This window comes from Azospirillum doebereinerae, assembly GCF_003989665.1.
Taxonomy (GTDB): domain Bacteria; phylum Pseudomonadota; class Alphaproteobacteria; order Azospirillales; family Azospirillaceae; genus Azospirillum; species Azospirillum doebereinerae.
Window position 1 is genome coordinate 12960 of record NZ_RZIJ01000035.1, and the last position, 15150, is coordinate 28109.

General features: G+C 66.9%; 12 protein-coding genes, 2 pseudogenes and 1 other annotated feature. Of the genes and pseudogenes, 8 read left to right on the forward strand and 6 right to left on the reverse strand.

Annotated elements, in window-relative coordinates:
* Positions 1 to 29 precede the first annotated feature (29 nt).
* Positions 30 to 410, forward strand: coding sequence for an ArsR/SmtB family transcription factor (locus EJ913_RS28045; RefSeq protein WP_244939524.1), 381 nt, complete (start codon positions 30 to 32; stop codon positions 408 to 410).
* 3 nt (positions 411 to 413) lie between these two features.
* Here EJ913_RS28045 and EJ913_RS28050 read toward each other — a convergent pair whose 3' ends face one another.
* The 4 genes from EJ913_RS28050 to EJ913_RS28060 all read right to left on the reverse strand — a co-directional run bounded on the left by EJ913_RS28050 (position 414) and on the right by EJ913_RS28060 (position 4092).
* Complete coding sequence (locus tag EJ913_RS28050) at positions 414 to 1637, reverse strand: MFS transporter (protein ID WP_211099055.1); 1224 nt, start codon at positions 1635 to 1637, stop codon at positions 414 to 416.
* Entirely contained in the window at positions 1634 to 1885 is a 252-nt protein-coding gene (locus EJ913_RS32220) for a hypothetical protein (protein WP_211099056.1), read from the reverse strand. Before EJ913_RS32220 ends, EJ913_RS28050 begins: the two co-directional genes overlap by 4 nt.
* Entirely contained in the window at positions 1885 to 3009 is a 1125-nt protein-coding gene (locus EJ913_RS28055; protein ID WP_211099057.1) for an NAD(P)-binding domain-containing protein, read from the reverse strand. The genes EJ913_RS32220 and EJ913_RS28055 overlap by 1 nt, the downstream gene beginning before the upstream one ends.
* Before the next feature lie 255 nt (positions 3010 to 3264).
* Positions 3265 to 4092: a hypothetical protein gene (locus EJ913_RS28060; RefSeq protein WP_127004187.1), complete on the reverse strand. Its 828-nt coding sequence runs from the start codon at positions 4090 to 4092 to the stop codon at positions 3265 to 3267.
* A 57-nt stretch (positions 4093 to 4149) separates the two neighbouring features.
* Between EJ913_RS28060 and EJ913_RS28065 the strand changes: the two genes are divergently transcribed.
* From EJ913_RS28065 to lpdA, 6 genes and pseudogenes are all read left to right on the forward strand, one after another.
* A protein-coding gene (locus EJ913_RS28065) for an IS3 family transposase (RefSeq protein ID WP_127004189.1) occupies positions 4150 to 5381 on the forward strand; the annotation gives its coding sequence in 2 pieces (ribosomal slippage) (positions 4150 to 4447 and positions 4447 to 5381; 1233 coding nt in all).
* Positions 4434 to 4550: a sequence feature (AL1L pseudoknot), on the forward strand. Its footprint overlaps the gene before it by 117 nt.
* A gap of 187 nt (positions 5382 to 5568) precedes the next feature.
* Complete coding sequence (locus EJ913_RS31945) at positions 5569 to 5949, forward strand: cupin domain-containing protein (RefSeq protein WP_185909975.1); 381 nt, start codon at positions 5569 to 5571, stop codon at positions 5947 to 5949.
* Between the two features lie 75 nt (positions 5950 to 6024).
* Positions 6025 to 6577, forward strand: a pseudogene (locus EJ913_RS28075) (amino acid ABC transporter ATP-binding protein); the annotation flags it as partial.
* Between the two features lie 72 nt (positions 6578 to 6649).
* The gene (gene mdeB / locus EJ913_RS28080; protein WP_127004193.1) at positions 6650 to 9328 is read left to right on the forward strand and encodes an alpha-ketoglutarate dehydrogenase; all 2679 of its coding nucleotides are present in this window, start codon (positions 6650 to 6652) and stop codon (positions 9326 to 9328) included.
* 12 nt (positions 9329 to 9340) lie between these two features.
* Complete coding sequence (locus EJ913_RS28085; protein WP_127004195.1) at positions 9341 to 10624, forward strand: 2-oxo acid dehydrogenase subunit E2; 1284 nt, start codon at positions 9341 to 9343, stop codon at positions 10622 to 10624.
* Between the two features lie 11 nt (positions 10625 to 10635).
* Complete coding sequence (gene lpdA, locus EJ913_RS28090; RefSeq protein ID WP_127004197.1) at positions 10636 to 12354, forward strand: dihydrolipoyl dehydrogenase; 1719 nt, start codon at positions 10636 to 10638, stop codon at positions 12352 to 12354.
* A gap of 283 nt (positions 12355 to 12637) precedes the next feature.
* Here the strand turns inward: lpdA and EJ913_RS28095 are convergent, their stop codons facing one another.
* On the reverse strand, positions 12638 to 12997 hold the full coding sequence (locus EJ913_RS28095; protein WP_127004199.1) for a darcynin family protein: 360 nt from the start codon (positions 12995 to 12997) through the stop codon (positions 12638 to 12640).
* 149 nt (positions 12998 to 13146) lie between these two features.
* On the opposite strand from EJ913_RS28095, the gene EJ913_RS28100 reads away from it, so the two are divergent.
* Complete coding sequence (locus EJ913_RS28100; protein ID WP_244939525.1) at positions 13147 to 13686, forward strand: TetR/AcrR family transcriptional regulator; 540 nt, start codon at positions 13147 to 13149, stop codon at positions 13684 to 13686.
* A gap of 321 nt (positions 13687 to 14007) precedes the next feature.
* On the opposite strand, the pseudogene EJ913_RS28105 reads toward EJ913_RS28100, so the two are convergent.
* Positions 14008 to 15126: pseudogene (locus EJ913_RS28105) on the reverse strand (ISL3 family transposase); the annotation flags it as partial.
* Positions 15127 to 15150: the final 24 nt, after the last annotated feature.

Sequence of the window (15150 nt, forward strand, 5' to 3'; positions counted from 1 at the left end):
TGGCCCATCTTATTCCCGGAAAGCGGCGCGTGTCCCAGGCCGCCGCATGGAACGAGACGATCCCGATGACCTCGCTGGATGTGACCACCGCCGCCCGCTGCTTCGCCGAGCTGGGCCACCCGACCCGGCTGGCGATCTACCAGCGCCTGGTGCAGGCCGGCGACGGCGGCATGACGGTGGGCGCCATCGGCGAGGAGTTGGGCGTGCCGGCCTCCACCCTGTCGCACCACCTCAAGCAGCTGATGATCGTCGGGCTGATCGAGCAGGTGCGCGAGGGCCGCATCCTGCATTGCCGCCCGCTCTACCCGCAGATGGACGGCCTGGTGAGCTTCCTCACCGAGCAGTGCTGCGCCCGCCCGATTACGCCGCGGGCGGCCGAAGCGGAGACCGGGACGCCCGGCTGCTGCTGACGGTCAGCGCGGCCGGCGGCACGCCGCGAAGCCGAAGCTTCCCACCACCACGAGTGAAGCGGCGACCGTCGCGGCGATCACCGGGCCGTAGGAGCCGTTCCACTGCCACAGCAGGGCGGCCAGCGTCGGCGCGACGGCCTTGAGCAGCGCCGTCGGCACCGTCAGCACGCCGTTGACCGCGCCATAGGCCGAGCGGGTCAGCATGTCGGGCACCGCCGCGCCGCGCACGATGGTCATGATGCCGTTGGCGCTGCCGTAGAGCAGCGCAAAGGCGACCAGCACGGGCGTGCTGTGGTCGGCCAGGAAGAGCAGGGCGAACGCCGCCGGCAGGGCGAGGGTCGTGGCGACGCCGATCCCGCGGATCGACAGCCTGCGGGCGGCGGCGGCGATGACGATGCGCCCGGCGACCTGGGCCGGACCGATCAGGGCCATCGCCCCCACCACCGCCGCCGACGACAGCCCGCGCTCGATCAGCAACGGGTAGAGGTGGAAACTCAGCGCGGAGAAAATGGCGTAGTAGACGGTGAAGGCGATGGCCAGCCCCCAGAAGACCGGCTGACCCAACGCCCAGCGCACGACGCGGCGGTCCTCCGCCCCGCTGGCCGACGTGGCGGCGGTCGCGTCACGCCGCCCGTCGATCACCGCCAGATGCAGGGGCACACAGAGGGCCAGATTCACCAGCGCCAACGCCTCCAGCGTGCCGCGCCAGCCCAAGCGGTCGAGCAGAAGCTGGGTCAACGGGATGAAGACGGTGCTGGCGAATCCGCCCCACAGGGTCAGTGCGGTGATGCCGCGCCGGGCGTCGGCACCGTAGCGTCGCGCCACGACGGCGAAGCCCGGCTCGTAGAGCGTCATCGACTGGGCGAGCCCGAGGCCGATGAAGACCAGCACGAGCGGCCAGCCGCCGGGCAGCGCCGACCAGGCCCACAGCAGGGCGCCGGCCAGCAGCGAGCCCGCCGCCATCACCGCCCGCCCCTGGCCGCGGTCGATGGCGCTGCCGACCGGGATGGCGGTCAGGCCGGAGCAGCCCAGCGCCAGCGACGCCAGCAGGTAGACCTCGGTCTTGCTCCAGCCGAACTCGGCCGCAATCGGTTCGGCGAGCAGCGGAAAGCTGTAGATCAGGGAGCCCCAGGAGACGATCTGCGCGGCGCCGAGGCCGGCGATGAAGGCCCGCGGCGAGCGGAGCGCCCGGCCCGGCGCCCGCCCGCCGGACAACGCGCCGCTCACGGCGCGCGCGGCCCGCAGCAGCCACCCGCCGGGCCGGCACCGGCGGCCACGGGTTCAGGGGCGCAGCACGACGCGACCGGCGCCGGCGCGCCGCAGCAGCCGGCCTCCTCCGCGACGTCCGCGGCGTTTGGAAGGTCGCTGCTGCACACCCCGGTTTCAGGCAGGTCGAGCTGCACCGCGTGGGCGGCGTCGAGATCGCCGGCGAGGAAGGCCGCGATCGAGCGCACCTGCTCGTAGCCGGTCGCCATCAGGAAGGTCGGGGCGCGGCCGTAGCTCTTGACGCCGACGGTGTAGAAGCCCGGCTCGGGGGGGTCAGCTCGCGCACGCCGTGCGGCCGCACCGTGCCGCAGCTGTGCAGGTTCGGGTCGATCAGCGGCCCCAGCGCGTCGGCGCATTCCAGCCAGGGATCGAGACGCAGACGCAGCTCGCGCAGTGGCGCGAGGTCGGGCCGCTGGCCGGTGGCGACGATGATCGCGTCGATCCCGGCGATGCGGCGCCCGCCGCCGTTCTCGACGGCGAGGCGGCCGTCTTCCACCACCACCGCGGCGGCGCGGAAGCCGGTGACTAGCTCGATGGCGCCGCTTTCCTGCCGCCGGCGCAGTGCCGTGCCCAGGGCGCCCCGCGCGCGCAGCGCGTCGGCGTCGCCACCGCCGAACACCCGCCGCAGGTCGTCGCCGCCGCGCACCGCCCAGACCACGCCGGTGCCCGGCTCTTCCTCGGCCAGCGTCGCCAGATCGAGCAGCGCGTTGGCGGCCGAGTGGCCGGAGCCGACGACGAGGACCCGCTTGCCGGCATAGCGGGCCCGCGCCGCTCCCAGCACGTCGGGGATGCCGTAGGCGATGCGGGCGGCGTTGGCCGCCTCGCCGATCGCCGGCAGGCCGTTGGCGCCCATCGGGTTGGGCGTGCTCCAGGTTCCCGAGGCGTCGAGAACGGCGCTCGCCTGCAGCTCGGTGTCTCCCGCCGGGGTGGCGACCCTCACGACGAAGGGAGCCGCGGCGCGGCCGGCGGTCTTGACCTTGTCGACGCCCTGGCGGCTGATCGCCGTCACCCGGTGGTTCAGGCGCAGGCGCGCGGCGATCGGCGGCAGGGCGGCCAGCGGGCGCAGGTAGTGGTCGACCAGTTCGCCGCCGGTCGGCAGGGCGTCGGGCGGCGGCGCCTGCCAGCCGCCGGCCTCCAGCAGGGCGCGGGCGGCGTGGTCGATGTTGTAGCGCCACGGAGAGAAGAGCTGAACCTGGGCCCAGTCCCGGACATGGGCGGCGATGTCGGGGGCCGCCTCCAGCACCAGCGGCTCGAGGCCGCGATTGAGGAGGTGGGCGGTGGCGGCCAAGCCGACCGGCACAGCGCCGATCACGATGATGGGAAGGGACGTCATCTCCGGACCTCCAGGCGAGGGAGTGGGGGATTGCGCGGACCGGCGCATGCGGCGGACATATTTCGATGAAACTAGAAATATCGCATCTTCCCCGCTGGGTCAAAGGATAGTTCCAACTTCATCGAAATGTTCGAGCCGACCGCCCACCGACGCCGGTTGCGCGGGCGAACCGGGGGCCGTGGCGGTCAACCGCCCCTTCGATCGTCGAATAACCGGTCCGGCACGCAGCTTCCATCCCGTTGAGTGCCGTCTTGATCATGGGCTTCCCTCGGGAGAGCTGATCCTGAGGGAAGAACTGGACGGTTCGCCTCCGTGCTGGGATGGCCATTCCATGGTCGCGTGGCCTATGCTTGAGCCACTTTCAGCCTGCAGGGTCAGAAGCTTGGCGGCTGCCGCCGAAAGCTTGCGCATGAGGGCACGGCGCTCACGAGCGCGGAGCTTCTTCGGCAATGGCCCATGCGCCTCCAGAACCTGCCGGACGGCATCCACGATGTGCGGGCTGATCGTCAGGCAAGGGGCTGGCCGGCTTGAGGGCGACATGGAGCGCCATCGGGCTTGCCGCATCACCTTCTCGGGACGCGGCAGGCCCGGTCGCTTGCCAAGGACGAGGTTCCGCTTGTCCCATGTCGCCTGCCGCGCGGTGCCGATCCGCGACGCGGCCTGGGTGTTGGCCGCCACGGGTCGGTAATGGAAGGGGCCGACCAACGGAAAGCGGGAAACGTGGCAGTTCCTCGTTATCGGAGGCGGATCGGCCAGCAGCACTCTGGCCCAAGCCATGTGATTCCAATGCGCCTCGGCCAGCCGCTCCGCGTAGCTGGGATGGTTGCTCCAGGGCTTGGCGAGGGTCTGGGCCGTGCGCGTGGCGACCGTGTCCTGCGACGGCCACCCGACCGACAGAGCCCGACCGATCAGCGGCATCGCCAGCATCTCGCCCGGCCAGACCTCCAGGAGAAGCCGGATCATGGCCGTGAACTGCGCCTGGTCGCGGTCCGTCTTGCGGCCGGCCCGGTTGCTCGTGCGCAGGCCGGCGAACAGGGTGGTGAAGGGCGCCGTGACGAGCTGCCAAGCCAGGACCAGCGACACGGTCTGAACCGCGCCGGGATTGTCGGAGGCCCCACTTCTTGAGAAACTGGGGTCCTCATGACGAAACAGGCATCACCCAAATACGCCCCTGAAGTCCGTGAGCGCGCGGTTCGGATGGTGTTCGAGCACCAGGGCGAGCACGCCTCGCAATGGGCGGCGATCAGCTCGATTGCGGCGAAGATCGGCTGCACGGCGGAGACGCTGCGCGGCTGGGTCCGGCAGACCGAACGGGACCAGGGCAAGCGGCCCGGCCCGACGACGGACGAACAGGAGCGGATCAAGGCGCTGGAGCGCGAGAACCGCGAACTGCGCCAAGCCAACGAGATCCTGCGCAAGGCATCGGCGTATTTCGCTCAGGCGGAGCTCGACCGCCCGTTCCGGAAATGATCGCCTTCATCGACGCGCACCGCGCCGTTCACGGGGTCGAGCCGATCTGCCGAGTGTTGCCGATCGCCCCGTCCACCTACCGCGCCCATGCCGCTCGGCGGGCCGATCCGTCCAAGGCGCCGGCCCGCTCGCGAAACGACGCGGAGCTGAGTATTGCTATCCGACGGGTCTGGGATGCGAACTTCCAGGTCTATGGGGTACGGAAAGTGTGGCGGCAGGTGCGGCGGGACGGCATCGACGTGGCGCGCTGCACGGTGGCTCGGCTGATGCGTCAGATGGACCTGAAGGGGGCGACGCGCGGCAAGGCCGTGCGCACCACGATCAGCGACCGGGCGGCGCCGTGCCCCGCTGACCGGGTGAACCGCCAGTTCCAGGCACCCCGCCCGAATGCCTTGTGGGTCGCGGATTTCACGTATGTTGCGACGTGGCAGGGCTTCGTCTACGTGGCCTTCGTCATCGACACGTTCGCCCGCCGGATCGTCGGCTGGCGGGTGTCGCGCACCGCCCATGCCGGCTTCGTGCTGGATGCCCTGGAGCAGGCGCTCCACGAGCGCCGGCCGGTCAAGGGCAGCGGCCTCATCCACCACTCCGACCGCGGGTCGCAATACGTTGCTATCCGGTACACCGAGCGCCTCACCGAAGCCGGCGTCGAACCCTCCGTGGGCAGCGTCGGTGATTCCTACGACAACGCCTTGGCCGAGACCATTAACGGCCTCTACAAGACCGAGGTGATCCGGCGCCGTGGGCCATGGCGCACCCTGGAGGCCGTCGAGTTCGCCACCCTGGAATGGGTGGACTGGTTCAATCACCGGCGCCTGCTTGAACCCATCGGCAACATTCCGCCCGCCGAGGCCGAAGCACGCTACTATGCTCAAACCGAGGACGTCGCCATCGCGGCGTGACTCAACCAAACCGGCCTCCGACAAACCCGGTGCGGTTCACCCAGCAGTCATGCGAATCCATTGGCAGCTTATACAGCCTATAGCCTGTAGCTATGAGCAATCCCGAGAAACGATGAGACAGTCTCGGTGTATTTCGACTAAAGAAAGAGGGTTGAAATCGAAAAAACCTTCAGAGAGGGGACCTTTGATGACCAATCACGTTCCGCAATACAATTGGGACACGATTCCAGAACGCGAACTTCGGTCCGGTGTCGTTCAAAAGGTGTTCCGTGGCGACGATGTGCTGATTGGACAAACCACGCTCCATCCAGGCATGACCACCGCGCCGCACAGCCATCCCTACGAGCAGATCTTTATGATCCTGAAGGGACGGGTCACGCTGCATGTGGGCGACCAGAGCTTTGACTGTCCGGCCGGCACGGTCGTCCGCATTCCGCCGAACGTGATCCACTGGGCCGACGGGCCCCGCGAGGAGGATGGTCCGGCTCTGAACATGGATGTCTGGACACCGCTTCGCCCCGATTACGCCGAGCACACCACCTATCAGACCGACAGCTTCAGCCGCTGACGCGACGGCCGATACGGCGGACTGCGCAGCCGGCGTCAGCACGCCGGCCGCATCCCGGAGAGGCACTGACCCACCATCGTCGTCCACGGCATTGAGCTTACCGACAATCTGAAAAACATCAAACTGGTCCGGCGGGAAGTCGGTATGGTGTTCCAGCACTTCAACCTGTTCCCGCACATGACCGTGCTGGACAACTGCACACTCGCTCCAATCTGTGTCCGCAAGCTGCCGAAGGCGGAAGCGGAAGAGCGGGCGATGAGCTACCTGAATCGGGCACGCATTGCCGAGCAGGCCAAGAAGTATCCGGGCCAGCTGTCGGGCGGCCAGTAGCAGCGTGTCGCCATTACGCGGTCGCTGTGCATGAGCCCGAAGGGTGATGCGATTCAAGGAACCCACTTCGGCACTTGACCCCGAAATGTTTAAAGAGGTGCTGGACGTCATGATCGGCTTGGCCGAGGACGGCATGACCATGCTGTTGGTGACGCACAAGATGGGCTTCGCCAAGTCAGTCGCCGACCGCATCATCTTCATAGGCCGCGGCGAGATCGTGGAGCAGGACACGCCGGACTCGTTCCTCTCGAAATCGAAGCGCACGCGCCTCTTCCTCAGCCAAGTCTTGGATCACTGAGGACACCGCACGCCGAGCCGGAGCCTATTCGCCCCGATCGCCCAATTCCCCACCCAATCAGTGTGCTGGCTCATGAACACCCCGTCCCCCTCGTCCCACAACCTCAATGACATTGACCATCTCGAGACCGCCGATTGGCTGAGCGCGCTGGAAAGTCTGGCGCGCGCGAGCGGTCTGGAGCGGACCCGGTTCCTGCTGTCGGCCCTCGACGTCCACGCCAAGCAACTCGGCATCGTTTTGGACACCCCATCCTATTCCCCTTACCGGAACACCATTCCGGTGGATGCCCAGCCGTCCTATCCCGGCGATCTGGAGATGGAGGAACGGATCACCGCCATCATACGCTGGAACGCTCTGGCGATGGTGGTGCGGGCGAACCGGGCCTATGGCGAGTTGGGTGGGCACATCGCCAGCTACGCGTCCGCCGCCGAGATCTTTGAAGTCGGCTTCAATCACTTCTTCCGAGCGCCGACCGATGAACAGGACGGCGACATCGTCTATTTCCAGCCTCATTCCGCACCCGGCGTCTATGCACGCGCCTTTCTCGAGGGCCGTCTCAGCGAAGGCCAGCTCAAGCGATACCGGCAGGAGATCGGGGCTCCCGGCCTGTGCTCCTACCCCCACCCCTGGCTGATGCCGGACTTCTGGCAAGTCCCCACCGGGTCGATGGGCATCGGTCCGCTGAGCGCGGTCTACCAAGCTCGCTTCATGCGGTATCTGCGCGACCGCAGTCTGCTGCCGACCGATGGGCGCCATGTGTGGGGCGTGTTTGGAGACGGCGAAATGGACGAACCGGAATCCATCGCCGGCCTCACTCTGGCCGCCCGCGAGCAGCTTGACAACCTCACCTTCGTGATCAACTGCAATTTGCAGCGCCTGGATGGACCGGTGCGTGGCAACGGGCAAATCATCCAGGAGCTTGAGCGACTCTTCCTGGGAGCCGGGTGGAACGTCATCAAAGTTTTGTGGGGATCGGAATGGGACAGCCTGTTCGCTCGCGACACCAACCACTCCCTGCTGCGCCGCTTCGCTGCCACTGTTGACGGCAAATATCAAACCCTCGGGGCCAAGGACGGCGCCTACAACCTCGCGCATTTCTTCAGCGAGGACCCGGAGGTTCAGCGGCTGGTCGCCCACATGTCGGATGCGGAGATCAATGCCCTCAAACGCGGCGGGCACGATCTTCGCAAGCTTTACGCCGCCTTCGCCGCAGCCAAGGCGACCAAGGGGAAGCCGACGGTCATTCTCGCCAAGACCAAGAAGGGGTATGGAATGGGCGGGGCCGGCGAGTCCCGCATGACCGCCCACCAGGCCAAGAAACTGGATGTCGATGCGCTGTATGCGTTCCGGGACCGGTTTGCGCTGCCGCTGACGAATGAGCAGGTGGAGCGCCTCGACTTCTATCGTCCCGGCGAAACCAGCGCCGAGCTGAGCTATCTGCGCGCGCGCCGGGCGCCCCTCGGCGGCAGCCTGCCGGCGCGCCGGCGCACGGCCCCAGCCCTTCCGGTTCCCTCCCTGTCCTCCTACGCCGACTTTGCCTTGAACGCCGCCGGCAAGGAGATGTCCACCACCATGGCCGTGGTGCGCATGCTCGGCACGGTGCTGAAGGACCCGACCCTCGGTCCGCGCATCGTTCCGATCGTTGCCGACGAGGCCCGCACCTTCGGCATGGCGAACCTGTTCCGGCAAATCGGCATCTACGCCCCGCAAGGCCAGCTTTACGAACCTGAGGATGCGGGATCGATGCTGTTCTACAAGGAAGCCAAAGACGGTCAGATCTTGGAGGAAGGGATCACGGAGGCGGGCGCGCTCTCCTCCTGGACCGCGGCTGCAACCTCCTACAGCACGCATGGCGTCGCCCTGCTGCCGGTCTACATCTACTACTCAATGTTCGGCTTCCAGCGTGTGGGAGACCTCATCTGGGCCGCCGCGGACCAGCGCTCCCGAGGCTTCCTCATCGGCGCGACGGCCGGACGGACGACGCTCGGTGGCGAGGGGCTCCAGCATCAGGACGGCTCCAGCTTGCTCACCGCAGCCACGGTCCCGAACTGCCGGGGCTGGGATCCCGCCTTCGCCTATGAAGTGGCCGTGATCCTGGATTACGGCATGCGCCGCATGCTGGAGGAGCAGCACGACGAATTCCACTATCTGGCCGCAATGAACGAGAACTACGCCCAGCCCTCGATGCCGGCGGGAGCGGCAGAAGGGATCGTGAAGGGCCTCTATCAGTTCGACAAACGGGTCGCCGGCGATCCGGTTGGGGAGGTGCGGCTGATCGGGTCGGGCGCGATCTTCCCCGAGGTGGTTGCGGCCGCCGACATGCTGGCCGAGGACTGGGGCGTGACGAGTACCTTGTGGTCGGCCACCAGTTTCTCCGAGCTGGCGCGTGAGGCGCGCGACGCGGAGCGGAGGAACCGCCTCAATCCACTGAACGAGCCCATCCGCAGCCACTTGGCCGACTGCCTTGCCGGCGATGTTCCGATCGTCGCCGCCTCGGATTACGTCCGCGCCTGGCCCCAGCTGATCGTGTCGTATCTGACGGCCCCTTTCACCGCCTTGGGGACCGACGGCTTCGGCCGCAGCGACACCCGCGCGGCGCTGCGGATGTTCTTCGAGGTCGATCGCCACAGCATCGTGGTGGCCGCGCTGTCCACCCTGGCCGACCGGGGCACTCTCCCGCGCACGGCGGTGGCCGAGGCAATTGGCCGCTACCGCCTCGACCCGCAGTCTTCCGCCCCTTGGACCGTGTGACCGGAGCACAGCATGACCACGATCATTGACGTCTGCTTGCCCGATATCGGCGATTACAAGGACGTCCCAGTCATTGAGCTTCATGCCAAAGCGGGGGATCGCGTCACCGTCGACTCTCCGCTGATCACAATCGAGTCCGACAAAGCCACGATGGAGGTTCCCTCGCCTGCGACCGGCACCATCGACGAGGTGACGATTGAACTCGGTTCAAGGGTCAACCAAGGTGTGCTGTTGATGAGGTTGCGGGTCGATGACGCCTCTGCGTTCAGTCCTGCCGGGTCACCCCAGCCTCGCCCCGGCAGCCTGCCCGCCGGGGCGGCGTCCGTGGCCCCGAGCTTGGCGATCCGCGCATCGGAGCCGCCCGACGACACCGCCGCGTCAACCGCTGCCCCGACGCTGACCGCGGGTCACGCGACGCCGTCGGTCCGTGCCATGGCGCGGGAGCTGGGGGTCGAACTGTCCGCGATTGCCCCGACGGGACCCAAAGGCCGCATTCTGCGCGAGGATTTGGCCGCGCATGTCAAGCGGGCGATGGCGGCTCCGGCACCACAGGCCGGACAGCCGGCTAGCCTGCCGCCGTGGCCCGCCATTGATTACGCCCGGTTCGGCCCGGTTCGTCGTGAGCCTCTGTCACGCATCCAGAAGATGTCCGGGGCCAACCTGACGCGCAACGCCCTTGTCATTCCCCACGTCACCAATTTCGACCGGGCCGATGTGACCGATGCCGAGGCGTTCCGGCTCGACGTCAACGCGGAGGTCCGCGAACCGCCGCTCAGGTTGACCATGGTCGCCTTCCTGATCAAGGCCGCGGCGCTGGCGCTGCGCGCCTTCCCGCGCTTCAACACGGCCCTGGACGGCGATGAGCTGGTGCTGAAGGACTATGTGCATGTCGGCTTCGCCGTCGACACACCGCACGGTCTGATGGTTCCTGTGATCCGAGACTGCGACCGCAAGGGGCTGGTCGAGATCGCCGCCGAGATGCGCCGCTTGGCTGACAAGGCTCGTGAGGGCAGGCTGGCCGGGAGCGACATGCAGGGAGGATGCTTCACCGTCTCCTCCCTTGGCGGCATCGGCGGCGATGGGTTCACGCCGATCATCAACGCACCCGAGGTGGGCATTCTGGGAGCCGGGCGAGCCTCGATGCAGGCGGTCTGGGCCGGGCAGGCCTTCCATCCCCGCCTGATCCTGCCGATCAGCCTGTCCTGGGATCACCGTGTCGTCGACGGCGTCGCCGCGGCGCGCTTCCTCCGCCACGTCGCGCAGACCCTGGGCGATCTGCGCCGCTTTGCCTTGTGAGGGCCTGCACGATGATCATGGAAATTCGCATCCCCGACATCGGCGATTTCGCCAACGTTCCGGTGATGGAGATCCTCGTCAAGCCCGGCGACGAAGTCACGGTCGACCAAACGTTGCTGGTGCTCGAGTCCGACAAGGCGACGCTGGATGTCCCCTCCCCGGTGGCTGGGTGCATCGACAGCGTGCTGGTCGGCCCGGGAACGCGTGTCTCCCAGGGCACCACGATCGCGACCATAAAGCCCAGCCGGGAGCGGACCTCGGCCGCGCCGCCGGCCGGCAGCCCTGCCGAGGCGGACACGCGGAGCGGAAGCCCGGTGGACCAATCCCCCGTCGAGCCGCTTGTGGTGATCGGCGGTGGACCCGGCGGCTATTCCGCCGCGTTCCGGGCCGCCGATCTGGGTCTGGACGTCGTGCTGATCGAGCGCGAGGCCAAGCTCGGCGGGGTCTGCCTGAATGTCGGATGCATCCCGTCCAAGGCGTTGCTCCATGTGGCTGCGATGAAGACGGAAGCGGAACGGTTGTCGGTCGCCGGCTTGAGGTTCGGGCCTGCCGAGATCGACCTTGAGCGTCTGCGCGCCTTCAAGGACGCGACGGTGAACCGGCTGACCGCCGGGCTGCAGCATATGGCGCGTCAGCGGCGCGTCAGCGTGATCACAGGAGAGGCGCGCTTCGTGGACGCGCATCGGTTGAGCGTCGCGCTGGCGGACGGTCGCGAGCAAAGCGTCGGTTTTTCCCAGTGCATTGTCGCCGTCGGGTCCGCGCCCGTCCATCTTTCGGCCCTGCCCACCGATCCACGAATCGTCGATTCCACCGGTGCTCTGGAGTTGCCGCTCGTGCCCGAGCGCCTGCTGGTGATCGGCGGCGGCATCATCGGCTTGGAAATGGCCACCGTCTATGCCGCTCTCGGGTCCTGTGTGGACATCGTGGAGCGGGCGGACTCCCTCTTGCCGGGCATTGATCGCGATCTGGTCGGGATTTGGGGGAAGGAGAACGCCCCACGTCTGGGCCGGATTTTCCTCGGCTGCTCGGTCGAAAGCGCCGATGCGGGACCGGCGGGCGTTTCCGTCCGGCTCTCCGGACAGGATGAGCCACGCACTTACGATCTCGTGCTCCAGGCGGCGGGCCGCCGTCCAAACGGCTTGGCTCTGGGGCTGGAGAAGGCTGGCGTTGCAACCGACCCCCGCGGCTTCATCACCGTCGACCGCCGGATGCGCAGCTCCAACCCCCGGATCTTCGCCATCGGCGATGCCGCCGGCGAGCCCATGCTGGCCCACAAGGCGGTGCATGAGGGCCATATCGCGGCGGAGGTGGCGGCCGGTCACCCGTCTGCGTTCGACGCCACGGTGATTCCGGGGGTTGCGTACACCGATCCCGAGATCGCCTGGGTTGGCGTCAGCGAGGCCCAGGCGCAGGAAAGCCTGCGGTCGGTGTCCGTCGCGAAATTCCCCTGGTCGGCCTCCGGGCGAGCCATCGCCAACGGCGCCGCCTTCGGGATGACCAAGCTGCTGTTCGACCGCGAAAGCGGGCGGGTGATCGGCGGTGCGATCGTCGGTCCCAATGCGGGAGACATGATCGGCGAGCTGTGTCTCGCCATTGAGATGGGGGCGGACGCCGCAGACATCGGCCATACAATCCACCCCCATCCGACATTGGGAGAGACCATCGGTCTGGCCGCCGAAGCCGCTGAGGGTCGTTGCACCGACCTGCCGCCGACAGACAGAACTCGCTGAGGGTCGTGGTCGGTCACGCTGGTCGGTCGGACGGCAAACGGGACCCAGCCGAACCGGCTGTTCTTCGGCATGAGGCGTTGGCGCAAAACTCGGTGCATTGATGGACTCCGCCCGAGCTTCGTCCGCCTCGTCTGATCAAGGGTGGGACTGGAGCAATATCCGACCCTTTTCTCCTCGATGCAACATGCTGGGAAGGAAGCGAAGAGGTCCTTCTACAGAACGGCTTGCAACCGCCAAACCTGCTTCATTGCTGCCTCCATGCATCAAAATCACGATGCGATGCTCAAGAAGCCAAAGCTTCCACGTCGTAATTCTTGGCCCAGGCATTACGCTCCCCAACGAAAATTTCCTTGATCAGGAAATAGCGATCCCAGAAGGGAGTTTCGCGGAGCTTCTCGCAGAAGAGCTGATAGCTATGATGATCCTGGGCCTCCAGCATCCAGACGTCCGTGATCGTGGCGGTGTAGAATTCCGTGTCATACCAGTTCAGCCGGACACGGCCTGTGAATTGCTCAAGAATGGGTTGGAACGTGCCCCGAGCATGCTTCAGCCGCTCATCGAAGGAAAAAGCAAGCCACTCCGGAGATGTCTTGACTAGAAAGAAAACCGTAAACATCGGTTCGAATGACGACTGCTGTGTCATTGTTTGGGTCCTTGTATTGTGTTGTAACCTAGATATGATATGAGCTATCGCTCACTTTTCGCAACTCGCGTTTCACGGTGATGACAAAACCGAACTCTGATCGGCCAAGCCCTAGGAAAAGCCCGAAACAGGCGCGCTCGCATGAGACCGTGAGCGCCATCATCGAGGCGGCCGCTCGCATTCTGGAACAGGAAGGGCATGGCGGGTTCTCCACGAACGCGGTCGCCAAGCGTGCGGGCGTCAGCGTGGGATCCCTTTATCAGTATTTTCCAGGCAAGGACGCGCTCATCGGCGCGCTGCTCGTTCGCGAGACCTCGCTTCTCCTACAGGAAGCGGAGGCTGCCCTGATCCAACAGACCGGAAAGGATGCTTTGTTGGCCATGGTTGCCGCGTGCATCGGTCATCAGTTCCGACGCCCGCGTCTCGCACGTCTGCTCGACTTCGAGGAAGCCCGCCTTCCCCTCGATCCCGTAACACAGATGGTGGGGCATCAAATTACCAGCGTTGCCCGGCAGATACTTGGTCGCCACGATATGCCGCCTCAGCCTGACCCCGCAGTGGCTGCCAGGGACCTCATCGCGATCATAAAGGGAATGATCGACGGAGCAGGGATGAGTGGGGAGGAGGACTGCGAAGCGCTCATGGCTCGGGTCAAGCGGGCGACTTTCGGTTATATCGGGATCTCATGACCGGTATGGACCGGTGTATTCGTGCACTGTCGCTGGCCGGGACACCCACGCTGCACGTCAAAGAGCTGCGGAAAGAGGTGGCCGCGTTCACCGGTGATGGCGCCTACGACCGGAGCGCTGTCTACGCCACCATGCACGACGTCCGCCCGAAGCGGTGTGGTCGCGCCGCCTCGGGCGGACGTCGTGCTCAGCGACAATTCACGCCGCCATGGCGACGCCCTCGGTTTGGGCATAGTAGCGCGCTTCGGCCTCGGCGGGAGGAATGTTGCCGATGGGTTCGAGGAGGCGCCGGTTGTTGAACCAGTCGACCCATTTGAGGGTGATCTCCCGCCAGAGCCGTGCAGCGTTGTGGCAGCCTTCGTCCCAGCGCCACCGCAGATGGTCGAGGAACGGATCGAGCCGACTGCCCTTGGCCGGTTGTCGCCAGGGTGGTGGCTGCCCGGACCGTAGCCACACCCGCACCGTCTTGCGGTCGAGGCTGAGCGCCTGGGCGATGCGGGTTTGCGACCAGCCGCGAGCGTCCAGCGCGGCAACCTCCTCGAAACGGGCATGGCGGGCGGCCTGGATGGCGGCGCTCCTCTGCTCGCGACGGGTCGATGATTTGCCACCCTCATCGGGCTGCGGCGCGGGCGCCTCTTGTCCGGTCCCGTCGACGGGAGCGACGGCCAGCTTGGCCGCCGCCCGCAGATCCCGATGATGGCCGGTGAGACCCTCACGCAGCGCATCGGTGAGATTGTGCAGGAGGTGCCAGCGGTCGGCGACCTGAACGGCGGTCGGTGTGCCTCGGCGGATGCCGTCGGCATAGGCGCCCGCACGATCGCGGGCAACGATCTCGACGCCGGGATGCGCCTTCAGCCACGCGGCGACGGTGTCGGCCTGGCGGTCGGACAGCAGGTCGATCGGGCGACGGCGTTCGAGGTCGACGACGATGGTGCCGTAGCGTTTGCCGCGGCGCCACGCCCAGTCGTCGATGCCGATGACGCGCGGCATCGGGATCGGCGTCATCGGCTCCGCCCGGATCAGGCGCAGCAGCGTGTCGCCACTGACCGGCATCGCAAGGCGGGTGGCCAGCCGGGCGCCGGGATCGCCGCCCGCGCTCAAGGCGATGGTGCGTTGCGCCTCGGCAAGCCGGCGGGTACGCCGGACCCGCGGCGCCGCGACCACGGGCAGGCGTTCGGCGAAGACACGGCGCGGTCAGTCCGCAGCCGGACACCGGAATCGGCGGACTTGCAGACACAGTTCACCCATACGGCCCTGCCAGGGCAGATCGCCCAGGCGGCGATTGTAACGACTGTGGACGCGGCGCGATGGTCGGCGGCACAGCGGGCAGGTGGCCGTGACAGCACGCACATGGGCCGCCACCACGACACGATCGGCGTCGACCGTGACCTGATCAACGACAAGCCCGGCCGGCAGCAAGGAAAGCAGCGATTTGGACAAGGAAGCGGGTGCTCATGCAGGAAA

Excerpts from the sequence above, each read along its gene's own strand:
- mdeB (WP_127004193.1), top strand. The coding sequence starts at position 6,650 with ATGAACACCCCGTCCCCCTCGTCCCACAACCTCAATGACATTGACCAT.
- EJ913_RS28055 (WP_211099057.1), bottom strand. The coding sequence starts at position 3,009 with ATGACGTCCCTTCCCATCATCGTGATCGGCGCTGTGCCGGTCGGCTTG.
- EJ913_RS32220 (WP_211099056.1), bottom strand. The coding sequence starts at position 1,885 with ATGGCGACCGGCTACGAGCAGGTGCGCTCGATCGCGGCCTTCCTCGCC.
- lpdA (WP_127004197.1), top strand. The coding sequence starts at position 10,636 with ATGATCATGGAAATTCGCATCCCCGACATCGGCGATTTCGCCAACGTT.
- EJ913_RS28085 (WP_127004195.1), top strand. The coding sequence starts at position 9,341 with ATGACCACGATCATTGACGTCTGCTTGCCCGATATCGGCGATTACAAG.
- EJ913_RS31945 (WP_185909975.1), top strand. The coding sequence starts at position 5,569 with ATGACCAATCACGTTCCGCAATACAATTGGGACACGATTCCAGAACGC.
- EJ913_RS28095 (WP_127004199.1), bottom strand. The coding sequence starts at position 12,997 with ATGACACAGCAGTCGTCATTCGAACCGATGTTTACGGTTTTCTTTCTA.